The 25108-nt window shown below is 57.2% G+C and carries 23 protein-coding genes; 10 read left to right on the top strand and 13 right to left on the bottom strand.

Annotated features, from left to right (window positions below; all coding sequences use genetic code 11):
- Positions 1-22 precede the first annotated feature (22 nt).
- Positions 23-973, top strand: coding sequence for a transaldolase (tal, locus tag ACMGEE_RS15605; protein ID WP_253459445.1), 951 nt, complete (start codon positions 23-25; stop codon positions 971-973).
- Between the two features lie 93 nt (positions 974-1066).
- A complete protein-coding gene (gene tkt / locus ACMGEE_RS15610) occupies positions 1067-3067 on the top strand; it encodes a transketolase (protein WP_253459443.1) in 2001 nt (666 codons plus the stop codon).
- Here tkt and ACMGEE_RS15615 read toward each other — a convergent pair.
- Both ACMGEE_RS15615 and hprR read right to left on the bottom strand, forming a co-directional pair.
- On the bottom strand, positions 3064-4443 hold the full coding sequence (locus tag ACMGEE_RS15615; protein WP_253459441.1) for a heavy metal sensor histidine kinase: 1380 nt from the start codon (positions 4441-4443) through the stop codon (positions 3064-3066). The genes tkt and ACMGEE_RS15615 overlap by 4 nt on opposite strands.
- Positions 4436-5116: a response regulator transcription factor HprR gene (gene hprR, locus ACMGEE_RS15620; RefSeq protein ID WP_253459439.1), complete on the bottom strand. Its 681-nt coding sequence runs from the start codon at positions 5114-5116 to the stop codon at positions 4436-4438. Before hprR ends, ACMGEE_RS15615 begins: the two co-directional genes overlap by 8 nt.
- Before the next feature lie 134 nt (positions 5117-5250).
- On the opposite strand from hprR, the gene hiuH reads away from it, so the two are divergent.
- Positions 5251-5661, top strand: a complete 411-nt coding sequence (gene hiuH / locus ACMGEE_RS15625) for a hydroxyisourate hydrolase (RefSeq protein ID WP_253461251.1) — start codon at positions 5251-5253, stop codon at positions 5659-5661.
- A gap of 100 nt (positions 5662-5761) precedes the next feature.
- On the opposite strand, the gene ACMGEE_RS15630 is transcribed toward hiuH, so the two are convergent.
- The 4 genes from ACMGEE_RS15630 to ACMGEE_RS15645 form a co-directional block, all read right to left on the bottom strand.
- The gene (locus tag ACMGEE_RS15630; protein ID WP_436830322.1) at positions 5762-6847 is read right to left on the bottom strand and encodes a DUF1176 domain-containing protein; all 1086 of its coding nucleotides are present in this window, start codon (positions 6845-6847) and stop codon (positions 5762-5764) included.
- Positions 6848-7427: 580 nt separating this feature from the next.
- Positions 7428-8009: a GDP-mannose pyrophosphatase NudK gene (gene nudK / locus ACMGEE_RS15635; protein WP_369895784.1), complete on the bottom strand. Its 582-nt coding sequence runs from the start codon at positions 8007-8009 to the stop codon at positions 7428-7430.
- Positions 8010-8125: 116 nt separating this feature from the next.
- Positions 8126-9595 carry an L-asparagine permease gene (ansP, locus tag ACMGEE_RS15640; RefSeq protein ID WP_436830323.1) on the bottom strand — a complete coding sequence of 490 codons (1470 nt, stop codon included), beginning with the start codon at positions 9593-9595 and terminating at the stop codon, positions 8126-8128.
- 311 nt (positions 9596-9906) lie between these two features.
- Positions 9907-10179: a YdgH/BhsA/McbA-like domain containing protein gene (locus ACMGEE_RS15645; protein WP_125289577.1), complete on the bottom strand. Its 273-nt coding sequence runs from the start codon at positions 10177-10179 to the stop codon at positions 9907-9909.
- 395 nt (positions 10180-10574) lie between these two features.
- Between ACMGEE_RS15645 and ACMGEE_RS15650 the strand changes: the two genes are divergently transcribed.
- Positions 10575-12089: a type IV pili methyl-accepting chemotaxis transducer N-terminal domain-containing protein gene (locus ACMGEE_RS15650; protein WP_253459431.1), complete on the top strand. Its 1515-nt coding sequence runs from the start codon at positions 10575-10577 to the stop codon at positions 12087-12089.
- A gap of 180 nt (positions 12090-12269) precedes the next feature.
- Positions 12270-15386, top strand: coding sequence for a multidrug efflux RND transporter permease AcrD (gene acrD / locus ACMGEE_RS15655; protein WP_436830324.1), 3117 nt, complete (start codon positions 12270-12272; stop codon positions 15384-15386).
- A gap of 94 nt (positions 15387-15480) precedes the next feature.
- On the opposite strand, the gene ypfM is transcribed toward acrD, so the two are convergent.
- Complete coding sequence (ypfM, locus tag ACMGEE_RS15660) at positions 15481-15543, bottom strand: protein YpfM (RefSeq protein WP_148101251.1); 63 nt, start codon at positions 15541-15543, stop codon at positions 15481-15483.
- Positions 15544-15957: 414 nt separating this feature from the next.
- The gene (locus ACMGEE_RS15665; RefSeq protein ID WP_125289573.1) at positions 15958-16152 is read right to left on the bottom strand and encodes a hypothetical protein; all 195 of its coding nucleotides are present in this window, start codon (positions 16150-16152) and stop codon (positions 15958-15960) included.
- 132 nt (positions 16153-16284) lie between these two features.
- Between ACMGEE_RS15665 and ACMGEE_RS15670 the strand changes: the two genes are divergently transcribed.
- From ACMGEE_RS15670 to ACMGEE_RS15680, 3 genes are read left to right on the top strand one after another with little or no spacing between them, the layout of a single operon-like run.
- Positions 16285-16644 (top strand): ArsC family reductase, encoded by a 360-nt coding sequence (locus ACMGEE_RS15670; protein WP_253459427.1) that lies wholly within the window; start codon positions 16285-16287, stop codon positions 16642-16644.
- Between the two features lie 2 nt (positions 16645-16646).
- Positions 16647-17774 carry a succinyl-diaminopimelate desuccinylase gene (gene dapE, locus ACMGEE_RS15675; protein ID WP_253459426.1) on the top strand — a complete coding sequence of 376 codons (1128 nt, stop codon included), beginning with the start codon at positions 16647-16649 and terminating at the stop codon, positions 17772-17774.
- 9 nt (positions 17775-17783) lie between these two features.
- Positions 17784-17972: a YpfN family protein gene (locus ACMGEE_RS15680; RefSeq protein ID WP_253459424.1), complete on the top strand. Its 189-nt coding sequence runs from the start codon at positions 17784-17786 to the stop codon at positions 17970-17972.
- A 24-nt stretch (positions 17973-17996) separates the two neighbouring features.
- Here the strand turns inward: ACMGEE_RS15680 and ACMGEE_RS15685 are convergent, their stop codons facing one another.
- The 5 genes from ACMGEE_RS15685 to dapA all read right to left on the bottom strand — a co-directional run bounded on the left by ACMGEE_RS15685 (position 17997) and on the right by dapA (position 23853).
- Entirely contained in the window at positions 17997-20015 is a 2019-nt protein-coding gene (locus tag ACMGEE_RS15685; RefSeq protein ID WP_436830358.1) for a tRNA(Met) cytidine acetyltransferase TmcA, read from the bottom strand.
- A 1-nt stretch (position 20016) separates the two neighbouring features.
- Positions 20017-20880, bottom strand: a complete 864-nt coding sequence (gene ypfJ, locus ACMGEE_RS15690; protein WP_253459420.1) for a KPN_02809 family neutral zinc metallopeptidase — start codon at positions 20878-20880, stop codon at positions 20017-20019.
- A 169-nt stretch (positions 20881-21049) separates the two neighbouring features.
- Positions 21050-21763, bottom strand: a complete 714-nt coding sequence (purC, locus tag ACMGEE_RS15695) for a phosphoribosylaminoimidazolesuccinocarboxamide synthase (RefSeq protein WP_253459418.1) — start codon at positions 21761-21763, stop codon at positions 21050-21052.
- Between the two features lie 164 nt (positions 21764-21927).
- Positions 21928-22959: an outer membrane protein assembly factor BamC gene (gene bamC, locus ACMGEE_RS15700; RefSeq protein ID WP_301730789.1), complete on the bottom strand. Its 1032-nt coding sequence runs from the start codon at positions 22957-22959 to the stop codon at positions 21928-21930.
- Positions 22960-22974: 15 nt separating this feature from the next.
- A complete protein-coding gene (dapA, locus tag ACMGEE_RS15705) occupies positions 22975-23853 on the bottom strand; it encodes a 4-hydroxy-tetrahydrodipicolinate synthase (protein ID WP_125289566.1) in 879 nt (292 codons plus the stop codon).
- Between the two features lie 158 nt (positions 23854-24011).
- On the opposite strand from dapA, the gene ACMGEE_RS15710 reads away from it, so the two are divergent.
- Both ACMGEE_RS15710 and bcp read left to right on the top strand, forming a co-directional pair.
- A complete protein-coding gene (locus ACMGEE_RS15710) occupies positions 24012-24623 on the top strand; it encodes a glycine cleavage system transcriptional repressor (protein ID WP_125289565.1) in 612 nt (203 codons plus the stop codon).
- Positions 24583-25056: a thioredoxin-dependent thiol peroxidase gene (gene bcp / locus ACMGEE_RS15715; protein WP_369895789.1), complete on the top strand. Its 474-nt coding sequence runs from the start codon at positions 24583-24585 to the stop codon at positions 25054-25056. Before ACMGEE_RS15710 ends, bcp begins: the two co-directional genes overlap by 41 nt.
- Positions 25057-25108: the final 52 nt, after the last annotated feature.

A 25108-nucleotide genomic window follows, 5' to 3' on the forward strand; every position in this document is an offset into this window, starting at 1 on the left:
TTGCCCATCAAGGAGCCATGAGATGAACCAGCTAGACGCACTGAAACAATACACCACCGTGGTGGCGGACAGTGGCGATATCGAATCTATTCGTAATTATCACCCTGAAGATGCCACCACCAACCCATCTCTGATCCTGAAAGCCTCCAGCCTCGACTCTTACAAGCACCTGATCACCGACGCTATCGACTACGCCAAAAAACAGGGCGGCAGCAAAGAGACGCAAATCATCAACGCCAGCGACAAAGTCAACGTCAACCTCGGTATGGAAATCCTGAAAAGCGTGCCTGGCCGCGTTTCTACCGAGGTGGACGCTCGCCTGTCGTTTGACCGCGGCATGTGCGTGACCAAAGCCGAGAAGCTGGTGAGAATGTACGAAGACAACGGTATCGACCGTTCACGTATTCTGATCAAGCTCGCTTCCACCTGGGAAGGCATCCGCGCGGCGGAAGAGCTGGAGAAAAACGGCATCAACTGTAACCTGACGCTGCTGTTCTCCTTTGCCCAGGCGCGCGCCTGTGCGGAAGCGGGCGTGTTCCTGATTTCGCCGTTTGTCGGCCGTATCTACGACTGGTACAACACCCGCAAGCCGCTTGACCCTTATGTGGTGGATGAAGATCCAGGCGTGGTTTCCGTTCGTAAAATCTACGAGTACTACAAGCAGCACCGCTATAACACCATCATCATGGGCGCCAGCTTCCGTAAAACGGAACAAATCATCGCGCTGGCGGGCTGCGATCGCCTGACTATTTCACCAAACCTGCTGGAAGAGCTGCAGGCCAGCGACGCGCCGGTTGAGCGCAAGCTGACGCCGTCAACTGAAGCTTTCCACCAGCCTGCTCCGCTTTCTGAATCGGAGTTCCGCTGGGAGCACAATCAGGATCCTATGGCGGTAGAAAAACTGGCCGAAGGTATCCGCCAGTTTGCCGTTGACCAACAGCACCTGGAAGACGTGCTGGCCGCTAAGCTGTAATTTCGTTCACGGGCCTCCCCGACGCGCGTCGGGGAAAGTCGCCCGACGTTTATTTGCCCAGTTCGTCCCCCCAAAAATATCAGGGAGAAAAATATGTCTTCACGTAGAGAGTTGGCTAATGCAATCCGTGCGCTGAGTATGGATGCGGTGCAAAAAGCCAAATCGGGTCACCCAGGCGCCCCAATGGGCATGGCAGATATTGCAGAAGTGCTGTGGCGCGACTTTTTGCATCACAACCCGACTAACCCTGCCTGGGCCGATCGCGACCGTTTTATCCTTTCCAACGGTCACGGCTCCATGCTGCTGTACAGCCTGCTGCACCTGAGCGGCTATGACCTGCCGATTGAAGAACTGAAAAACTTCCGCCAGCTGCATTCCAAAACGCCGGGCCACCCGGAAATCGGCTACACGCCAGGCGTGGAAACCACTACCGGCCCGCTGGGTCAGGGTCTGGCCAACGCCGTGGGTCTGGCGATTGCCGAACGCACGCTGGCCGCGCAGTTTAACCGTCCCGATCATGAGATCGTCGATCACCATACCTATGTGTTTATGGGTGACGGCTGCCTGATGGAAGGTATCTCGCATGAAGTTTGCTCGCTGGCCGGCACGCTGGGCCTTGGCAAGCTGATCGGTTTCTACGATCACAACGGCATTTCGATCGACGGCGAAGTGGAAGGCTGGTTCAGCGATGATACCGCCAAGCGTTTTGAAGCCTACAACTGGCATGTGATCAGCGAAGTAGACGGTCACGACGCCGAAGCGGTAGCGAAAGCGATCAAAGAAGCGCAGAGCGTGACCGATAAGCCTTCTCTGATCATCTGCCGTACCATTATCGGCTACGGTTCGCCAAACAAAGCCGGTAAAGAAGAAGCGCACGGCGCGGCGCTGGGCGATGAAGAGATCGCACTGACCCGCAAACAGCTGGGCTGGAACTATCCGCCGTTCGAAATCCCGCAGGAAATCTACGCACAGTGGGATGCCAAAGAAGCGGGCCAGCAGTACGAGAAAGCGTGGAACGACAAGTTCGCAGCTTATAAAGCGGCTTATCCGGAACTGGCGAAAGAGTACGCTCGTCGTATGGATGGCGGCATGCCGGAAAACTGGCAGCAGGAAACGCAGAAGTTTATCGAAGAGCTGCAGGCTAATCCGGCGAAAATCGCCAGCCGTAAAGCTTCCCAGAACTCGCTGGAAGCCTATGGCAAGCTGCTGCCGGAATTCCTGGGCGGTTCCGCTGACCTGGCGCCAAGCAACCTGACTATCTGGTCCGGTTCCAAATCGATTAAAGACGACCTGGCGGGTAACTATATCCACTACGGCGTGCGCGAATTCGGTATGACCGCTATCGCTAACGGCATCGCGCATCACGGCGGCTTTGTGCCTTACACCGCTACCTTCCTGATGTTCGTCGAGTATGCGCGTAACGCCGTGCGTATGGCGGCGCTGATGAAGGCGCGTCAGATCCTGGTCTACACACACGACTCCATCGGTCTGGGCGAAGATGGCCCGACGCACCAGCCGGTTGAGCAGATCGCCAGCCTGCGCGTTACGCCAAACATGAGCGTCTGGCGTCCTTGCGATCAGGTAGAAACCGCCGTGGCCTGGAAACACGCGATTGAGCGCCACCACGGCCCGACCGCGCTGATCCTTTCCCGTCAGAACCTGGCGCAGCCGGAGCGTACCAAAGAGCAGCTGGAAAACATCTCTCGCGGTGCCTACGTGCTGAAAGATAGCGAAGGCACGCCGGAAGTGATCCTGATCGCAACCGGTTCTGAAGTGGAAATCACGCTGGGCGCGGCAGCAAAACTGACCGCCAACGGCCATAAAGTTCGCGTGGTGTCTATGCCTTCAACCGACCTGTTTGATAAGCAGGATCTGGCCTATCGCGAATCGGTGCTGCCTTCCGGCGTTACCGCTCGCGTGGCGGTAGAAGCGGGCATCGCAGACTACTGGTATAAGTATGTCGGCCTGAACGGCGCGATTGTCGGGATGACCACCTTTGGTGAGTCCGCACCGGCAGAGAAGCTGTTTAACGAGTTTGGCTTTACGGTGGAAAACATCGTCAGCCATGCAGAAAAACTGCTGAAGCCTCACTAAGCCTGTTCTCCTGCCCGCCCCTGGCGGGCAGGAGTCTCACCGCCCAGCCTGATACCAAACAGATTTTCCCCTTCGCGATGCTGATACCAGGCGTAGCCGCCGTGCAGTTCCGCAATAGCTTTAACCAGCGCCAGACCCAGTCCCGATCCCACGCTGTTGCGCGCCTCGTCTCCGCGCCAGAAGCGCTCAAATAATTTTTCCGTCTCCGCCAAAGGCTCACCCTTATTACCCACGGCTATATCGACAGCTTCTCCTGTCGCCTCGGTTTTTATGCGAACCAGCGTGTTTTCCGGCGCGTGGCGAACGGCATTGGTAATCAGATTGACCAGCGCCCGCTGAAACAGCATTTTATCGGCCTGAATATCGCCTTCCGCCTCCAGCGCAAAACGTAGCCCTTTTTCTTCCGCCAGCGGCTCCAGAAAATCGGTGATATTTTCCAGCGTGTCGGGCAGCGAAAAAACCTCTTTTCTGAGCGCCACGTTGTGGTGATCGGCTCTGGCCAGGAACAGAATGTTGTCGGTCAGGCGAGAGAGATTCTCCAGCTCTTCGATATTTCCTTCCAGCAGCTGCTGGTACGCTTCCGGCGTGCGCTCCTGCCCCAGTGCGACCTGATTCTGGCTGAGCATCACGTTGACCGGCGTGCGGAGCTCATGTGCCAGATCGTCGGCAAATCGGGTCAGCCGGGTAAAATCGTGCGCCAGGCGGCTGCGCATCACGTTAAGCGCCTCGCCCAGCGGCAGCAGCTCGCGGGGCAGAGTATTCAGTGGAACGCTGTCAGAAAGCCTGTCGGCGTGGGTGGCCGCGGTGATTTTGCTGAGCGCGCCTATGGCTCTTAGTCCCCGCCGGATCAGCAGAGGACTCAGGATAGCCCCAAGCATCAGCGCAGCCAGGCACACCAGCAGGCTTTCCTGGCGATACTGCTCCAGCATTTTGGCTCTTTCGCGCGCCAGCCGCGCTACCGTCAGCGTCACCGCGCCGCCGTTCGATTCGCCTTGCAGACTGAGAATGGTTAGCTCTTCACCTTCTTTGGTGCGCTGTCGGCGAAGCACGCCCGGCTGGTTTTCTGCGGTCAGCGCCGCCAGCCCAATGCCCGTCTGGTTAATCGTCACGTCCGGCCCCGCAGCCTGACGGATCAGCAGGATATCCTGCTGCGTGTCCACCATGCGGCTGAAATAAAGCGGCAGCATTTCCGGCTTCGCGCCATCCTGCAACAGCTGGCGCAGCTGAAGCGCCCGATTAATCAGCGTGCGATCGTCACGCCAGATCAGCTCGTGGCGTAACGCGCCGTAAAGCGTCAGCGTGATGCCGCCGCAGGCCGCCGCCATAATCAGCACAAAAATGATCGTGAGTCGGGCCGTCAGCGAGATCTTACGCATGCGGTTCTCCCGGCTCTGCCAGCCGGTATCCCATCCCGCGCACGGTGTCGATCAGTTTCGGCTCATAGGGGTCGTCTATCTTGCGGCGCAAACGGCGGATGGCTACGTCAACCGTGTTCGTTTCGCTGTCAAAATTAATGCCCCAGACCTCGCTGGCGATTAGCGTTCTCGGCACTATTTCTCCGCGTCGGCTGGCAAGCAGCCACAGCAGCGCGAATTCTCTACGGGTCAGCGCGACCGATTCGCCCTGCCGGCTGGCCGTCTGCCGCACCGAATCCATGACCAGATCGCCAACCGTCAGCACCGCTTGCGTAGGGTGATTCTGGCGCAGCTGCGCTCTGATGCGGGCCAGCAGCTCGGCAAAAGAGAAAGGTTTGACCAGGTAATCATTGGCGCCCAGCTCCAGCCCTTTAACACGATCGTTTACCGAATCTCTTGCCGTCAGGCAAATTACCGGCGTGGCGCGGGCGGTACGCAGCGAGCGTAATACCTGCCATCCGTCCATGCCGGGCAGCATGATATCCAGCACGATAAGCGCATAGTTCTGGCTCAGGGCCAGGTGCAGTCCGTCGCGGCCGTCGGTGACGCTGTCCACCACAAATCCGGCTTCGCGCAGGCCCTGACAAAGCCAGTCGCTGGCTTTCTGGTTATCTTCAATCAGCAATAGTTTCATAAGCACAAGTCTGCCACGAGGCGGAAATTTTGTCCCCGAACTTCAGCCAATCTGACATTTTTGTCATGCTCGCGTCAGGTTGTTTCCCTTTGTTCTACGTTATAAAGAGGCATATTCAAACAGGAGAAGTGATGATGAAACAGTATTTCAACGCGGCAGCGCTGGCGCTCGCCCTTACCGCTTCTGCCTCCGCGATGGCCGCAGAGCAGAATCTTTTAAGCGTACACGTGCTGAACCAGCAAACTGGCAAACCGGCATCGAATGTGGAAGTTACGCTGGAGCAGAAACAGGACGCGGGCTGGAAATTCCTTAACAAGGCCAGCACCGATAAGGATGGACGTATTAAACAGTTCTGGCCTGCGCAGCCTGCAGCCACCGGCGATTACCGCGTCGTATTTAAAACCGGACGCTATTTTAGCGAGCAAAAGCAGGAGAGCTTCTTCCCGGAGATCCCGGTAGAGTTTCATATCAGCAACACGGCCGAGCATTATCATGTGCCGCTGCTGCTTAGCCAGTACGGCTACTCAACCTATCGCGGCAGCTGATCGCGTAAACGGGCGCCTCACCGGGCTGGGGCGCCGTGAATCAGGTAAAAGCTTTGCGCTTTTCTACGCCGTTCAGGAAAGCATACTCAATGAAGCCTTTTCACTCCGTAGACGCCTGCTCTGGCGCAGGCGGCATATCCCTTTTGCTGGTCCAGAGCGTCGGCCAGTCGTCGCTGCCGTGCCAGGCATCGCAGGTTCCCTCTTCCGCATATTCCGTCAGCACAAACTCGCGCCCGTCATACTGCCAGCGGGTAGCCGTACCGCAGTCGCCAAGGCCTCTTCCTTTGCCAAACGTCAGCAGCTCGCCGCGGCTGGCATCATAATCGGCATTGATCAGCTCCAGCTTTTTTTCTCCATGACGCGGCGGCGTAAAAGGCAGCGTCAGGGTCAATCCTCTGGCCATATAGGGCTGGCTGCGGGTGACCTCGAAAGCAAGATCGATAACGTTATAGGCACCCATTTCACAGCTGACCAGCAACAGGGCTTTTTTATCGTTCAGCGGCGCGACGCTGACCTGGCGACGCTGAGGATCCAACGAGCAGCGATCGGTATTGACGCGCCAGGTGCCGTAATCCAGCAGGCCGGTAGTTTCTTCACGCGTCAGGGCGGGCGGCACCGGTTGCAGACGGGGAGCTACGGGGAAATCGGGCGGTGGCGGCACGTCCATTGCCGGACGTTCACCCTTTTTAATCCAGGCGCTCATGCCGTTGACCCGCCCCTGGATATCATCCATCAGTAGCAGCGCCGCTTTCAGGCCGTGCAGCGAGATAGTGGCGCGCGGCCGATAAAGCAGCTGTAGATTATCAGCGTCCATCACCAGCGACAGAAACTCATTGATGGAGATAGCATGGCCGGTAGAAAGGTGATGCGGCTGAACCTCCCAATGTTTTAAATCGGGCTTCAGCCGCTGGCCGTCCAGCAGCAGATTGTCCTGCAAAGGCGCGCCGCTCAGCTTGCCGGTATAGCGACTGCCGTAATCAATACGCAGAAAGGGCCGATCGTTAACGCCGGCATGACGACTGATGGTCATCACCAGCCCGTTGACGCCCGGCACGCTCCGGGCCACGCAGTAGTTCTGGTTATTACAGGTTATCTGCCAGTCAGAAAAGGTTTTTTGCAGGGGTTCGGCATGCAGTCCGGCGGCAAAAAACAGCAGCGCCAAAGGTAACTTTATCCAATAATGCATCGATACCCGTATCCCCGAATGACAGTTAAGCAGTAAGCATAGCGTAGCGGTTACCGCTCGGCACAATTAAATCAGCCGCAGCGCATTAAAAGAATAATTACCCGCTTTAATTATATTGAACTTTATGTGCAGGCGGCTCAATCAGATAAATCGGACAAGGAAAAAAGCGCCGCAGGACCGTCAAAAAATCGCTTATTATCAGATGAAAATAAAGTTTTTTTGTTTAGAAAGGATTAAAACTGCAGTAATAGTGTGAGCTTTGTCACCTTTTGCGCCCAGCGCGGCAAAGCCTGTGCGGCGGCTGCAAGCTGTCCGAATAAGATTGTTAAGCCTGAAATTTCATCATATAAGCAGATAGTTCTGATGCCAGCCTGAATAGCCTGCTCAGAGGCACATGCAAAAAGTTTATTCTCCTCCCTGTTTAGCTTATATTTATGCCATCGTCTGCGAAGATATTAAATAAATAATTAACTGAAGTTAACCCGCAAAAACTAAGGTTAATATTTGCGGATTATTTTATTTATTGACCCGGACGCTCTTATCTTATTAAGACCAGCTGTTAATCATCAGTCCGTCATTTTTAACCCAGCGTTAACCAACCTTCAATCAGCGCATACTGGAGCAGCATCACCGTTTTAGCATCTTTAATCTGCCCTGTTTTCACCCTGCTCCAGGCATCGGCAAAGCTCAGCTCCATCACGTCAATATCTTCATCGTCAACGCCGCCGCCTGCTGTGGCCCGCAGCGAGTCGTTATACTCTGCGGCAAAAAAATGCAGCCGTTCGGTTACGCCTCCTGGCGACATATAAAGATCGTAAAGCTTGACCACTTCTCCCACTTCATAGCCGGTTTCTTCAACCGCTTCCTTACGGATACAGACTTCCGGCGAATCATCGTCCAGCAAGCCGGCGCAGGTTTCGATCAGCAGGCCGCTGTCGTTGCCGTTCAGCCAGGTGGCGATACGAAACTGACGGGTCAGGACCACGCTGTTTTTTTCACGGTTGTAAAGCAGGATGGTGGCGCCGTCGCCGCGATCGTAAACTTCGCGCTTATGACGCAGGGTTTCCCCATTTTTCGTCGTAAGGTCATAGGTGAAGTTGCGCAGCAGGAACCAATTTTCCGACAGGATTTTATCTTTGATCACTTCGACTTTGACTGACATACAGGCTCCGTTGCCTTTAGCGGAAGTGAGCCATCATAAGGCCTGCCCTGGGGGAAAACTATCAGCGGACATAAAAAAGGCGGCCACCGGGGCCGCCTTTTACTGCTGCTTCAGCTTCAGCGCGACGTCTCTTCCACCACGTGATCGTGCTCGGTCTGCGCGATTTGGTTAGCGCGTTTACGCACGCCGAACCAGCCCAGCACCAGCACGACGGCGATCAGCGGCACGGCGGCGATAGTGTAGGTGCCGTTCGGGTAGTCAAACGCCATCAGCACCAGCACGCTGGCCAGGAACAGCAGCGTCAGCCAGGACGTAAACGGCGCCCACGGCAGCTTAAAGCTGACGTCTTCCGCGCGGCCTTCTTTAATCGCCTTACGCAGACGCATCTGGCAAACCACGATAAAGGCCCAGGAAGAGATAATCCCTAAGGAAGCGATATTCAGTACGATTTCGAACACGCGCGAAGGCACGATATAGTTCAGCCAGACGCCCACGATATAGACGGCTATGGTGACCAGGATGCCCATATAAGGCACCTGTTGACCGCTCATTTTAGAGAGGAACTTTGGTGCCGATCCGCCCATAGACATCGAGCGCAGAATACGGCCGGTAGAATAGAGGCCAGAGTTCAGGCTGGAGAGCGCTGCGCTGAGCACCACGATATTCATGATGCTGCCGATATAGGGCACGCCCAGCTTCGAGAAGAAGGTAACAAACGGGCTTTGACCCGCCTGATAGGCGTTCCACGGCAGCAGCAGCACCAGCAACACCACGGAGCCGACATAGAACAGGCCGATACGCCAGATCACGCTGTTGATCGCTTTCGGCAGCATGGTCTTCGGATCTTTACACTCTCCCGCCGCCGTGCCAACCAGCTCGATAGAGGCGAAGGCGAAAACGACGCCCTGCACCAGCACCAGCGCAGGCAGCAAACCGTGCGGGAAGAAGCCGCCGTTATCGGTAATCAAGTGGAAGCCGGTGGCGTTGCCGTCCAGCGGCTTGCCGCTGCCAAGAAACACCACGCCCACAATCAGGAAAAGCGCGATAGCCAGCACCTTCACCAGCGCAAACCAGAACTCCATTTCGGCAAACCATTTTACGCCGATCATGTTCATGGTACCGACGATAGCCAGCGCGCCCAGCGCGAATACCCACTGCGGCACATCACCAAACGCGCCCCAGTAGTGCATATAAAGCGCTACGGCGGTGATATCCACGATCCCGGTCATCGCCCAGTTAACAAAGTACATCCAGCCTGCAACGTACGAGGCTTTTTCGCCCAGGAATTCACGTGCGTAAGAAACGAAGCTGCCGCTGGAAGGACGATGTAAAACCAGCTCGCCCAACGCGCGGAGTATAAAGAAAGAGAAGATGCCGCATACCAGGTAGACGATAGCCAGCGCCGGACCGGCAATTTGCAATCGCGCGCCCGCACCCAGGAACAGGCCGGTACCAATAGCCCCGCCGATAGCAATCATCTGCACATGGCGATTGTCCATCGCTTTGTGATAGCCGGAATCATGAGAATTTAACCAACGTCTTCTTGCGGCGCGCTTGTCTGCTACCGCTTTTTTATCAGCTTTCATTTTCTTTCCTAATTATCCTGTCCACAGTGATACGGCTACCATTCCCGGGCGACCTGATTTCTGTTGCGCTAACCAAACGATTGCGTTGCCCGCAGGCGTTCGGGCGTTTTCCCCTCTTCCTGTAGTTATTGTGTTGACGGAAGCGGGAAAATCACGGCGATGCATCCTAACCGTTCTGTAAAGCCGACGCAAAAAATCTGTAGGCGAAATCGTGAGGTTTTGTGACTTCCATCAGAGGAGGCAAAAAAAAACCGACCGCTTAAGACGGTCGGTTCTCCAACAGGGAAAGGCTACATGGGACAGGACAGGTTCTAGCGGTAAATCTCGGCGTTGCCGCTCCACAGGCTGGAGTCGCCGGGGGTGTCGGCACGGATCACGCGATAGTGGCTGGCGCCCATCTCTTCGGCTTTTTGCGCCAGCTGCGCGGTGGCGTCATCCAGCGAGCCGGTCACGCCGGTCACGGAAACCGTGCCCATTTGTTGCAGGTTTTGACTCTGTTCAGTGCTGACCTGGGTGGCGGCCAGCGTTGAAAATGAAGTGGCGGCCAGAATGGCAGCGGCAATCGTTGCAGGCAGTTTATTCATAGTTAGCTCCTTATCCGGATTAGCGGATAGCATGATTCGGGATACGGCGTTAACTATGACGGATGAGGTGCAAAGCAGGGTAAGCGCGCGGTAAAAGCGTTAAAGGAATGTGGGCGTGACAAACATTTATCCCAAGAAGCGTCAATAAAAGTTACTTTTTCTGCATGATGTAACTTTATATTAATGCGCAGCGTAATTTTATGACGACTTTTTAACTCTACCCGCCGCCGCGTCTGGCTTCAAGTGCGCGACCGCACACTTTTGATCTTTCGCAAAGCGCCGGCGTTCGTGCGCTGCACCGCGCGAGGAAAAGCTTATACTGCGGCAGGCCTTATCTGGCTGACGCTGGCCGATGACGCTATCCGCAGCGTTAACGCCCTTTACGGGAGCATTGCATGTTAAAACGTTCCGTTACCCGCAGCCTGGCTCGCGCGCTGTTCGCTATCGTGCTGCTGGCCGTGTGCTGTTCTTTTCTGGCGCTGCTGACGCTTTCAGCCAGCCTGCGCGATGCCGAGGCGCTCAATATGGCCGGTTCGCTGCGCATGCAGAGCTACCGCCTGGCGCTGGATGCCGCAACCCGCTCGCCCTCGCTGGACAGCGATATCCTCAGCTATCAGCAGTCGCTTCAGGCGCCGGTGCTGCTTTCGCTACAGCATGCCTGGGTGCCAAACAATGTTAAAGCGCGCTATCACGAAATGCTGACGGCCTGGCAAAAGCTACAGCCCGAGCTGACCAGGGACGATGGTCAGCGCTTCCGGCAGCATGTCTCGCACTATGTCGCGCAGATAGATCGATTTGTGCTTGCCCTGCAGCGCTGGGCGGAGCTGAAAATGAAACTGGTGGCAGGCGCCTGCCTGCTGGGCTTTATTGCCATTGCCCTGCTGGCGAAAGCCTTTGCCCGCATGTCGGGCGATTTAGAAAAACAGTATCTGTGGCTTGAACAGGCGGTCAAAGAGCGAACCGGCGATCTGCGCCAGGCGAATCGCCGCCTGAAACTGCTTTATCGCTGCTCCGAGATGCTGCGCGGACACGATAAGGCCTATGCGCAGGTGCTTGAGCTGGCGAAAGAGCATGAAAATCTGCCGATTATCGCTCTGGACGTGGCGCCTCGCTGGCAGCTGACCGCTGGCGAAGAGGATAAACGTCTCGCCTGGCACAGCCTGCCGCTGGAGCAGACGCAAGGCGGGGTGCTGCGCTGGCAGGCAAGTGACAGCGAACCCTCGCTGATGCAGGGGCTGGCGACGATGCTGGGCCGCTCGTTACAGCTGGACGACGCTGAAGAAAAAGGCCGCCATTTGCTGCTGATGGAAGAGCGCGCCACTATCGCCAGAGAGCTACACGATTCCCTGGCGCAGTCGCTGGTTTACCTGCGCATTCAGCTGGCGCGGCTGAAGCGCGTGGTCGACAAAGAGACGCCGCCGGCAGCTATCGTCGGCGAAATCGACGTGGCGCTGGCCGAAGCCAATCGCCAGCTGCGCGAACTGCTGACCACTTTTCGCCTGTCGGTGGAGCCGGCCGACCTCACGACCGCGCTGGAACAGGTCGTCGCGCAGCTTAACCGGCAAACGGAAGCGGATATTAAGCTTATCAGCGAGGCGCGGCAGCAGCGTTTGAATGCGCAACAGCAGGTACACGTTTTACAAATCGTCCGGGAAGCGCTGCTCAACGCTCTCCGCCACGCGCGCGCCAGCGACATTGCGGTACGCGTTACGCAGTCGGCCGCCGATTTGCTGCATATTGAGGTCAGCGATAACGGCCAGGGATTTTGTCTGGCCGATGCCAAACCCGGCCACTACGGTTTGGCTATAATGCAGGAGCGCGCAAAAAGTCTGAACGCGCAGCTGGAAATTACCCCGCAAGCGCAAGGCGGCACGCGGGTGCTCCTCCGTTTTATACCGGACAAAAGCTAAGGCGCACGGCGCTGAAATTTTGCATGATAATTTACATTTTATCCTCATTTTCTCCACGATTCCGCCAGGGACGCCGGGTAAAGTGAAACGCTCTGCTTAAACGCTTTGTTACGGGCAGCGATGCATTCTGCACGGCGTCGCCCGGTCGTAACCTTTCCCGACGCTAGCCTGGAGCCGCTGATGGCGAATTTTTTTATCGATCGCCCCATATTTGCGTGGGTGATAGCAATTTTGCTGTGTCTGACCGGTACTCTGGCTATTTTTTCGCTGCCCGTAGAGCAATATCCGGCGCTGGCGCCGCCTAACGTCCGTATTACCGCTAACTATCCCGGCGCTTCCGCGCAGACGCTGGAAAATACGGTTACTCAGGTGATCGAGCAGAATATGACCGGCATCGATAACCTGATGTACATGTCTTCGCAAAGCAGCAATACCGGCCAGGCGACGATTACGCTGACTTTTGTTGCGGGCACCAATCCCGACGAGGCGCGCCAGCAGGTGCAAAACCAGCTGCAAACCGCGCTGCGCAAGCTGCCTCAGGCCGTGCAGTCTCAGGGGGTGACGGTAACCAAAACCGGTGACACCAATATTCTGATGGTGGCCTTCGTCTCTACCGACGGCAGCATGGACAAACAAGACATTGCGGATTACGTCGCCAGCAACGTGCAGGATCCGCTGAGCCGCATCGACGGCGTGGGCCAGGTAGACGCCTACGGCTCGCAATACGCCATGCGCATCTGGCTCGATCCTGACAAATTGATCAACTATGCGCTGACCACCTCCGATATCGTCAGCGCCATCGAATCGCAAAACAGCCAGGTTGCCGTGGGCCAGCTGGGCGGCCTGCCTTCCGTAGAACGCCAGGCGCTCAACGCTACTATTAACTCTCAGTCGTTACTGACCACGCCCGAGCAATTTCGTCAGATTACGCTGCGCGTTAATCAGGATGGTTCGGAGGTGCGGCTGGGCGACGTGGCGCAGGTGGCATTGGGCGCGGAAAAATATGACTATCTGAGCCAGTACAACGGCCAGGCCGCTTCGGGTCTGGGCGTAAAGCTGGCTTCGGGCGCGAACGAGCTGCAAACGGACAAGCTGGTCAGAGCGCGCATTGAAGAACTTTCCCACTATTTCCCGCCCGGCCTTAAGGCGGAAATCGCTTATGAAACCACGCCTTTCGTGGTCGCCTCTATCGAGGACGTAGTGAAAACGCTGCTGGAGGCCATCGTACTGGTGTTCGTGGTGATGTACCTGTTTTTGCAGAATTTTCGCGCCACGCTTATTCCCACCATCGCCGTGCCGGTGGTACTGCTTGGGACTTTTGCCATTCTTTCCGCCTGCGGATTCAGTATCAACACGCTGACGATGTTTGCGATGGTGTTGGCGATCGGCCTGCTGGTGGACGACGCGATTGTGGTGGTGGAAAACGTTGAACGCATAATGAGTGAGGAAGGCCTCTCGCCGCGCGAGGCCACGCGAAAGTCGATGGGGCAAATTCAGGGCGCGCTGGTGGGGATAGCGCTGGTGCTCTCCGCCGTTTTCGTGCCGATGGCCTTTTTTGGCGGCACCACCGGCGCCATTTACCGGCAGTTTTCCATCACTATCGTTTCCGCTATGGTGCTTTCCGTGCTGGTGGCGATGGTGCTGACGCCCGCCCTTTGCGCCACGCTGTTAAAACCGCTGCCGCCGGGCGCGCATCATGAACGGCGAGGATTCTTCGGCTGGTTTAACCGCACATTTAACCGTAACGCAGACCGCTATAAGCGCGGCGTAGGGCGCATCGTAGCGAAAGCGGGACGCTGGCTGCTGCTTTATGTGCTGCTTATCGCCGGCATGGCGCTGCTGTTCCTGCATCTGCCGACCTCTTTTCTGCCGCTGGAAGATCGCGGCGTCTTTACCACTCAGGTGCAGCTACCGCCAGGCTCCACGCTGCAACAGACGAATAAAGTGGTGAATAAAGTTGAACAATATTACCTGACCCGGGAAAAGGATAACGTGCTGTCGGTGTTTTCAACTATCGGCGCCGGGCCAGGCGGCAACGGACAGAACGTGGCGCGCATGTTTGTCCGGCTGAAAGACTGGCGGGATCGGCCGGGCAAGGACAACAGCTCGTTTGCCATTATTGAACGCGCAACCGTGGCCTTTAAATCAATCCGCGAGGGCCGCGTGATCGCCAGCAGCCCGCCCGCAATCACCGGCATGGGCAACTCGGCCGGCTTCGATATGGAATTGCAGGATCATGCCGGTCTGGGCCACGACGCGCTGATGCAGGCGCGCGATCGGCTGCTGGCGATGGCGGAGAGCGATCCGTCACTGGCTCGCGTGCGTCATAACGGCCTGGACGATACGCCGCAGCTGCGGATCGATATCGATCAGCACAAGGCGCAGGCGCTGGGCGTGTCGGTGGACGATATCAACGACACGCTCACCACCGGCTGGGGCTCGACCTATGTAAATGACTTTCTCGATCGCGGACGCGTAAAAAAAGTCTACGTGCAGGCGGCCGCGCCTTTCCGCATGCTGCCGGACGATATCAATAAATGGTACGTGCGCAACAGCAGCGGCGGCATGGTGCCCTTTTCCGCTTTCGCCAGCACCCGCTGGGAAACCGGCTCGCCGCGTCTGGAGCGCTATAACGGCTATTCATCGGTAGAGATCGTTGGCGAATCCGCTCAGGGCGTCAGCACCGGCACCGCGATGGACAGCATAGAGCAGCTGGTCAGCAAGCTGCCGACCGGTTTTGGCGTGCAGTGGACCGGCGCGTCGTTTCAGGAGCGGATGAGCGGCTCGCAGGCGCCCGCGCTCTATGCCATTTCTCTGCTGGTGGTTTTTCTCTGCCTGGCGGCGCTTTATGAAAGCTGGTCGGTGCCTTTCTCCGTGATGCTGGTCGTCCCGCTGGGCGTGGTGGGCGCGCTGGCGGCGACCTGGCTGCGCGGGCTGGAAAACGACGTCTATTTCCAGGTAGGGCTGCTGACGGTGATCGGGCTGTCGGCGAAAAACGCCATTCTTATCGTAGAGTTTGCTAACGAGATGAACAGTAAAGGACGCGATTTGCTGGAGGCGACGCTGGAAGCCTCGCGTCAACGCCTGCGCCCTATTCTGATGACGTCGCTGGCCTTTATTTTTGGCGTGCTGCCGATGACTGTCGGCAACGGCGCAGGCTCCAGCAGCCAGCACGCGGTAGGCACGGGCGTGATGGGCGGGATGATCGCCGCCACCGTACTGGCGCTGTTCTTTGTGCCGATTTTCTTTGTGCTGGTGCGCCGACGCTTTCCGTTAAAAGAGAGGCCGATCGCATAAAAGAGCAAAGGCAGCCTGAAGGCTGCCTTTTTTAAATTCGGTTACTGAAGGTAAAGCTTGCCGGCGTGCTGCCGGATTTTTCTTTATGAATGTGTTACTTACGAGTCAACATCGTTTCGATAAAGTCTTTCCAGTTCCCCAGTTCTAAATCAATCATACATCACCTCTCTCGTTGTGTTGCGGTCATTATAGGATTATTCCTAAGGCGAAGTGAACAACTTTCGGCCATGAACAGGGGTATAAAATTAAGAATTATCTTAAAACGTGCGGCCGCGCACATTTCTTATCGGTTGATTTTTAAGGTAATTAATAGCCTGCTTATCATCAGGGATCGGACGATCGGCTAACCGCTTGATTAAGCTGGTGTGTCAGCAAAAGACATTTGGCAAGACACAACAGGGCTTCAGATACGAAGCGCGCGGTAAGAGACATCAGGCACGAAGTACAAGGTTTGAAGTACGTAGTAAGAGACATCAGGCACAAAGTACGCGGGATGAGACATCAGGCACGAAGTACAAGGTTTGAAGCACGGGAAATTTTTGAGGGGGCCTGAAGCCCCCTCGCGCATTTACTACTTCAGCACAATAATTTTGTCGTAGCCGCCGCTCTCGCTGTCTATATGGGTTTTGGCATCGGGATGCTCGGCCAGTACCGCTTCAACGATGTGATTAAACTCATCGCAGCGGGTCTCTTTTTTTCTGGCGATCACAATTGTCGATTTCGTCTCTTCAACCGTATGGGCGGAAGACGCTTCCATATAGTTCATACTATCCCTCCCTCTCCTCTGTTCCTGGGTTTATGCCGTCTTCCGTGCCTCGCAGGCGTATCCATTGTAAACTCAGCGCCTGAGCAGTATCGAATATAGATGAAGCCCACAGAAAATAGAAGGGAACCCGCCATGCTGACGATGTACGGCATTAAAAACTGCGACACCATCAAAAAGGCACGAAAGTACCTGGATGCTAACGGTGTAGCTTACCAGTTTCACGACTATCGCGCCGACGGGCTGGAGGCGGATTTGCTCCAGCGCTTCAGCGATACGCTGGGCTGGGAGGCGCTGCTGAACACGCGTGGAACCACCTGGCGCAAACTGGATGAAGCGACGCGCAGCGCGGTAGACAACGCGGCGGCCGCGCAGCAGCTTATGCTGGCACAGCCGGCGATGATTAAACGCCCATTGCTCTGCCGGGCCGACGGCTCTATGCTGCTGGGTTTTAACGAAACCGCTTACGCATCTTTTATCGTGGAGAAGTCCTGATTATGTATTGTCCGGTCATTGAGCTGACGCAGCAGCTTATTCGTCGCCCTTCCCTCAGCCCGGATGATGCCGGTTGCCAGGCTGTGATGATCGAGCGCCTTAAGGCGCTGGGCTTTACCGTTGAATTAATGAATATTGGCGATACGCAAAATTTCTGGGCATGGCGCGGCGAAGGCGAAACGCTGGCCTTTGCCGGGCATACCGACGTGGTGCCCGCAGGTGATGCCAACCGCTGGATCAACCCGCCGTTTGAACCCGCCATCCGCGACGGCATGCTGTTTGGACGCGGCGCGGCGGATATGAAAGGCTCGCTGGCCGCCATGGTTGTCGCCGCCGAGCGTTTTGTCGCCGCCCATCCGCACCACAAGGGCCGCCTGGCCTTTCTGATTACCTCCGATGAAGAAGCCAGCGCCGTAAACGGCACGGTCAAAGTTGTCGAGACGCTGATGGCGCGCAACGAGCGCCTGGACTACTGCCTGGTCGGCGAGCCTTCCAGCACGGAAATCGTGGGCGACGTGGTGAAAAACGGCCGTCGCGGTTCGATGACCGCCAACCTGACCATTCATGGCGTACAGGGCCACGTCGCTTATCCGCACCTCGCTGATAATCCGGTACATCGCGCGCTGCCTGCGCTGAACGAGCTGACGGCGACAGAATGGGATCGGGGCAACGAGTTTTTCCCGCCGACCAGCATGCAGATTGCCAATGTCCAGGCCGGAACCGGCAGCAACAACGTGATCCCCGGCGAGTTTTTCGTGCAGTTTAATTTCCGTTTCAGCACCGAGCTGACCGACGCGCTGATCAAAGAGCGCGTACAGGCGCTGCTGGATCGGCATCAGCTGCGCTATACGCTTGACTGGGTGGTTTCCGGCCAGCCTTTTTTAACCTCTACCGGCAAGCTGGTCGAGGCGGTGGTAAACGCCGTTGAGCACTATAATGAGATCAAGCCGCAGCTGCTGACGACCGGCGGCACGTCCGACGGCCGCTTTATTGCCCGTATGGGCGCGCAGGTTGTGGAGTTAGGGCCGGTCAACGCCACCATTCACAAAATAAATGAGTGCGTTAAGGCTGCCGACCTCCAGCTGCTGAGTCGGATGTATCAGCGCATTATGGAACAATTGATAGCGTAAGGATCAAATATGGAATGGCTGAAAGAGTACTGGTGGTTGCTGGGGATTGTGCTGATGGTGGGCATTCTGATGAATGTGTATAAAGACCTGAAGCGTATCGACCATAAAAAATATATGGATAACCGCCCGGATTTGCCGCCGCATCGCGATTTTAACGATAAATGGGACGATGAAGACGACTGGCCGAAGAAGAAGTAAACGACAGGGGCGACGGCCCCTGTTTTAATTTATGTCCGACTGCCCTGTCTTCATTATCTTTAGCCGCCATGTTTCTGCCCGCTCATTATCCAGCGCTGTCAGCGCCCGTTCCGCCTCCTGCCGCCAGCCGTTCAGCAACGCCTTACGCCCCGACAGCCCCGACAGCTTGACCAGTTCCGCCTGAGTCAGCCCTTCCGTCAGCGCGCCCTGTAATAACGGCAGCGGCTGCGGGATGTTTTCCAGCAGTCTGCCCAGCGTGCCGATAGCGGCCTCGAACGAGCGCTGCGCCCAGGCAAAGCCCGCCAGCTCGCGCCAGTCGTCCTCATCCAGGCCAGTGACCTCAACGTTCGGGAAAGTCAGATCGACGTCATGAAGAAAAGGACGCAGCCAGCGCCAGTCGCGCGCCAGCCGACGCTCCGCCCTGTCGGCCAGCGCCCTTCCCCGTTCGCTCAGCGGCAGAATCGCCATCGCGGTGTGGCAGCCGCTGCTCGCTTCCGTTCGCGTGCCCACCCGCGCCAGCCGGAACCCGCAGGCCTGCCAGAAACGCCATAGCGAAGGCGTATAGCCAAAACTCACCGAGAAAAAGTCCAGCCCTTCCGCCTGACTGACGCTGTGCCGCACCATCTCCCTGCCGACACCCTGCCGCCGCAGCGCGGGCATGATGGCGATGCGGCTGATACGGCGTGAGCGCATCTGCGCCGCTTCCGGCCAGCCGCCGTGGGCCGCCAGCGACTGCGCCACCAGGTTGCCTGGCGGACGACGCAGTCCCGCCCACACGGCCTGCGCCAGCTCCGCCGTTAATCCGCCTTCCTCCACCAGCCAGAGCGCGCCCTGAACTTTGTCCGCCTGCAGCGCGGCGCTGAAGCGCATGCCCGGCGCGTCCATCATGCGCCGAAGATCGATCGGCGAAGTGCGGTAGTGCGCGCTGGCGAGCAGCTGATAAATCGCCTCCAGCACCGCCGGGTTTTCCTGCCATTCCGCCTGCTGCGGAAAACAAAAGCGCACCGGCGCGCTGACAATTTCAGGCTCCGCTTCGCTGAACAGCAGGGCGCGATCGATAAACTGCTCAAGCGGATCGTGCGCCGACCAGCGCAAAGGCTGGTCAAGTCGGCACAGCGTAGCGTTGGGCAGGCTGTCGCAGAATTTCAGCATAAAGCCGCGCCCCGTCCCTTCATAACCCTGCAAGGTGGTGGTTAACAGCGTGCGCGGAAAAAGCCTGACCAGCTGCGCCAGCATCGGCGCGGGGATCGCAGCCGCTTCGTCAATCAGCAGCCAGTCAACATCCTGGGGACGCGCCTCCGGGCCGAGCGCCAGCAGCCTGTCCGGCGCGATAAAATCAAAAGCGTCGCCCGCGTAGGTTGCCAGCACGTCGGTGGCGGCTTTCGCGGGGGCGGAGATAAGCGCACGGCCGGGCCAGCGGGCGGCAAGCAACCCGGCAAGCGCGGATTTGCCTCGTCCTCGCGGCGCGGTGACCACGTAGATACCCGGTTTCGCCATCAGCAATTGCTCCAACAGAGCCTGCTGCTGACCGTCGTCATCGGGCTGCCAGTCTGGCGCGAACGGCGGCGCAGGCAAAACGGGCGCCTGATGCTGGCAAAACCGCGCGGCCTGTGGATCGGCCAGCAGCAGCTTTTGCAGACGGGAGACAAAATTAGGCGTGGCGAGCGGCGTAGCGGTATCTCCCCAGCGCAGCGAATCTTTATCGGGTTGCGTTGGCCAGCCGGCCCATTCCGGCACCAGCATCAGCAGCCAGCTTCCCGCTTTCAGCGTGCCCGCCAGCACCGCCAGCGCCTCGGCGTTGAAGCCGTGACGCGCGTCAAACACGGCGTGCAGAAACTCCTGCCCCAGCAGCGTCCGCACCGCTTCGGGCGCGCAATGCAGCGGGCTTTGCGGCGCATCGCCAAGCCACAGCCAGTCGCCGGGCAGCAGCGATAGCCACTGCTGCGCCTGCTGCTGGCACCACTCCGCCTCGCCGCTGATAACCATCAGCCTGCGCATTCCCTGCCGCTGTAGCTGTTCCGTTTGCGTAATGACGTCGCGCAGATCAGCCACTGAAAGTGTCACACTGGCCAGGATTGCCGCTGTCGAACCCTTTTTTAAACCAGCTGTAGCGCTGCTCCGAGGTGCCGTGGGTGAAACTGTCCGGCACTACGCGTCCCTGGCTTTTCTGTTGCAGACGATCGTCCCCGATCGCTTCGGCGGCGTTCAGCGCCTCCTGCAAATCGCCCGGCTCCAGCACGTTTTCCTGCTGCATGTAGTGGCCCCAAACGCCGGCAAAGCAGTCGGCCTGTAGCTCCAGCTTCACGGAAAGCTGGTTCGCCTGCTTTTGGCCGCCCTGCTGCTGCAGCTGACGCACCTTAGGTTCAATACCAAGAAGATGCTGCACGTGGTGTCCGACCTCGTGCGCGACCACGTAGCCCTGCGCAAAGTCGCCATCGGCGCCAAGCTTGTTTTTCATTTCATCATAGAACGACAGATCGATGTAGACGGTGCTGTCGGTCGGGCAGTAGAACGGCCCCATCACGGACTGTCCCGTGCCGCAGCCGGTACGGGTTGCACCGCGATACATCACCAGCTTGGGTGGCGTATAGGTTTTGCCCATTTTCTCGAAGATTTTTTGCCAGGTGTCTTCCGTGGTGGCCAGCATCACCGAGGTGAATTTCGCCGCCTCATCCTGCTGCGGCGTGCTTCGCTGCTGCTGCTGTTGTGAAGAGAGCGAGGTCGACTCGCCGGTCAATAAAGGCGTTAAATCGTAGCCGTAGTAGCCCGCAATCATCACGACGATCAGCAGAATAATGCCGCCTTTGCCGCGCGGAATACGCATCCGTCCCGCGCCCATTGAGTTACCACCGGATTCATTACGGCGATCTTCCACGTTATCGCTCTCACGGCGCCCTTGCCAACGCATACACTACCTCGGATTATGAACTGTTGGAGTGATTTTAGTCGCGCATAGCCGCTAACACCAGCCTTGCGGCGGCTGCCGGGCCGGAACGGAAAGGTATTTCAGAATAGAGGTAGATTAGCGGAGCAGGTAAGAGAAAAGCGGCCGTGGCGACACCCACGGCCGGGGGAAATCAGTCCAGCTTCACGCCCAGACGATTCGCCACTTCTTCATAGGCTTCAATCAGACCGCCCAGGCTCTGGCGATAGCGATCTTTATCCATTTTATTCAGCGTCTCTTTGTCCCAGAGGCGCGCGCCGTCCGGGGAAAACTCATCGCCCAGCGTGACTTCGCCGTGGAACAGGCCGAACTCGAGCTTGAAGTCCACCAGGATCAGACCGGCATCGGAGAAAAGCTGGCTCAGCACGTCGTTGGCTTTGTAGGTCAGCTCGCGCATACGCGCCAGGTTCTCTTTGCTCACCCAGCCAAAGGTTTCACAGTAGGATTCGTTGATCATGGGATCGTGACGCGCATCGTCTTTTAAAAACAGATCGAACAGCGGCGGGTTCAGGATGGTGCCCTCTTCCACGCCCAGGCGCTTCACCAGCGACCCTGCCGCGCGGTTGCGCACTACACACTCCACCGGCACCATTTCCAGCTTTTTGACCAGCGCTTCGTTGTCCGACAGCAGCGCTTCCATCTGGGTAGGGATGCCCGCTTCCGCCAGCTTGCTCATGATAAAGTGATTAAATTTATTGTTAATCATTCCTTTGCGGTCAAACTGTTCGATGCGCTCACCGTCCAGGGCTGATGTATCGTTGCGGAATTCGAGTATCAGCAGATCCGGATTTTCGGTGCTGTAAACGGTTTTCGCTTTGCCGCGATACAACTCAGCTTGCTTTTTCATCTCTTTACTCCAAACGTGAAATGCCCGGTGCTTTGCGCCTGCGAACAGGCCGAAACCGGTCGGGTATGAACTGTTGCGTCCATTGTATGATCGGACGCGAAAAAACCGAAGCAATCGATTACGCGGCAGCAAATAAAAAAGGCCGACGCGCGTCGGCCTTTCGATTATTTGTTAAATGCCGCTTGGAACACGGCGACCAGCGCATCGTTTTGCGACTGGGTCAGCGCATGGCCTTTTGGATCCAGGAACTGCAGGCTGCTGCGGTTATCCAGATCGCCGACCTGTAGCTTATAGTTGCCGTCGGTCAGCTCAGGATCTTTCGCGCCAATGCTGTCCCAGGTCTCGCTGGACGGGGCGCTGTAGGTCACGTTCAGGCTGCCCTGCGGACGGTTGCGGTCGGTGATCTTCATGCCCACGCGCTCCAGCGCGGTCGGCAGACGCTCCCAGACCAGGTTAAACGGCGCGCGCACCACCAGCGTAGGCAGGCCGGTATCGTCCGCGCCGCTCTGCACGTTGATTTGCGCAGTGCTGCCTTTAACCGCCGCGTCGTCGCGAGTCGTGGCGATTTTATCCAGGCCAGCGCTCAGCTCGTTCAGCATCTGCGCGGTGTAGCGCTGCAGCTGGACGGGTGAAGTAACGGCTTTACCTTCCTGCTCCAGCTCCAGCAGCTTCACGCTCAGCGCCTGCTGATAGCCCTGCTGCTGCACGGCTATCTGGTAGCGGCCGCGATACTGATGATCTTCATCAGCGCGGTTCCACTGCACCCAGTCGGTGGTCAGCGTCTGGCTGCCGTCGGTGCGGCTGGCAATCGGATAGTTGCGCGTCTGCACTACCGTCACAACCTGCGGCCACAGCGCGCCGCTGGCGTTATCGACCAGCAGCACGCCGGAGTTGCCGGCAAACTGAGTGCGGGCGCCGTTGATCAGCGCCAGCGGCTGGGCCGGTGGACGGATATCCAGCTGCTTGCCGACGGCGCCTTTCGCGCTGGCGGAAGGGATATCAAAATCACCGTTTTGCAGCGGCAGGATCATTCCTGCTGGCGCGTGCAGCTCGTTGATATCCGCAGCTTTGAGGTAAGATTCGTCGCCGCTGACCTGGCGCTTGTAGCGCTGATCGCTCGAACATGCCGCCAGCAACATCACCAGCGACAGGCCAACCACTTTTGCGATTGCCGACTTTTGTACTGAGTAAGCCATTACTTCTCCCTAAATTTACAGCAGGCCTGCGTCTTTCAGTGCCTGCTCAACAACCGGACGACCGGCATCAGTCATCGGCGTCATTGGTAGACGCAGCGTATCGGTTGCAATTAATCCTAATTTTTTAGCAGCCCATTTTACCGGGACAGGATTAGGCTCAATAAATAGCTTCTGATGCAGAGGCATCAGACGCTGGTTAAGGCGGCGCGCTTCCCGGAAGTTGCCCTGCTGCGCAAGCGCGCAGAGCTCCGCCATTTCGCGCGCGGCGATGTTGGCCGTTACGGAGATAACGCCCCTGCCGCCCAGCTGCATAAAGTCGAGGGCAGAAAGGTCGTCGCCGCTGACCAGCACGAAATCGTCATCGACCAGCTCTTGGATCTGGCTAACCCGCGATAAGTTCCCGGTCGCCTCTTTGATTCCGATAATATTTTTGATCTTCGCCAGACGGCCTACGGTTTCCGGCAGCATATCGCAACCGGTACGCGACGGCACATTGTAGAGCATTTGAGGAAGATCGGTGCTTTCGGCGATGGCTTTAAAGTGCTGGTACAACCCTTCCTGGGTTGGACGATTGTAGTATGGGGTGACGGTAAGGCAGCCTACCACGCCGCTGTTTTCAAAACGATGCGTCAGCGCGATGCCTTCTGCCGTGGCGTTGGCGCCGGTACCGGCAATGATGGGAATGCGCCCGTCGGCCAGCTCCAGCGTCAGCATGACCACGTCGCCATGCTCGTCGTGGCTTAATGTTGCCGATTCGCCCGTTGTTCCTACGGAGACAATTGCCGCTGTTCCGCTGGCAACATGATAATCAATCAGTTTTTTCAGACTTGCGCGACAGACGGACCCTTTGTCGTCCATCGGCGTAACGAGCGCAACAATACTTCCCGTAAACATTAGCCATCCCCTCCACAAACAAGTGCTTCATGGTACGTTTGACGGCCCACGAAAAGCAAGCGGGCAAGCCTGCCAGGCCCCTTGGCACAGGGTATTTTTTATGTTTACCTAAGAGTTATCACAATTGCTAATCACTGAGACGTACAGGAAGCATTATTTTGCCGCAGTCAGAGCAACATCACCTGGTTATTACCGCCGTGGGCGTCGACCGACCGGGGATTGTTAATACCATTACCCGCCACGTCAGCAGCTGCGATTGCAATATCGAAGACAGCCGCCTGGCCATATTGGGTGATGAATTCACTTTTATTATGCTGCTTTCAGGAAGCTGGAACGCTATCGCGCTGATTGAATCGACGCTGCCGCTGAAAGGCGCCGAGCTGGAGCTGCTGATCGTGATGAAGCGCACCACCTTTCGCGAAAGGCCGCCTATGCCCGCTACCGTCTGGGTGCAGATTGAAGTCACCGACTCCGCGCATATTATCGAACGCTTTACCGATCTCTTTGATTCCCATCAGATGCATATTGCTGAACTGGTCTCACGCACGCAACCTGCGGCAGAAAATCAGCCGCCCTTGCTCTATATTCAAATTACCGCGCACAGTCCTGCCAGCCAGGATGCTGCCATTATTGAGCAGGCGTTTAACAGCCTCTGTACAGAGTTAAGTGCACAAGGCACTATTAGCGTCGTCCAGTATCCACAGCATGATGAAAAAACGGAGAATAGTGATGAATCCACTGAAAGCCGGCGATCCCGCACCCGTCTTTAGCTTGCCCGACCAGGATGGCGAGCAGGTAAACCTGACCGACTTCCAGGGACAGCGCGTTCTGGTCTATTTTTACCCAAAAGCCATGACGCCGGGCTGCACCGTACAGGCGTGCGGTCTGCGCGACAGCATGGACGAGCTGAAAAAAGCGGGCGTGGAAGTGCTGGGCATCAGCACCGATAAACCGGAAAAACTCTCGCGTTTTGTCGAGAAGGAGCTGCTGAACTTCACGCTGCTGTCGGATGAAAATCATCGGGTTTGCGAGCAGTTCGGCATCTGGGGCGAGAAAACCTTTATGGGCAAAACCTATGACGGCATCCACCGCATCAGCTTCCTGATTGGTACCGACGGCAAAATCGAAAAAGTGTTTGATGATTTCAAAACCAGCAACCACCACGATATCGTGATGGACTATTTGCAATCGGCTCAGGCCTGACTGACAAAAAACCCCGCTTATGCGGGGTTTTATCGTAATAAAACTGTCGTTT

This window comes from Erwinia artemisiae (assembly GCF_051400835.1).
GTDB lineage: Bacteria > Pseudomonadota > Gammaproteobacteria > Enterobacterales > Enterobacteriaceae > Erwinia > Erwinia aeris.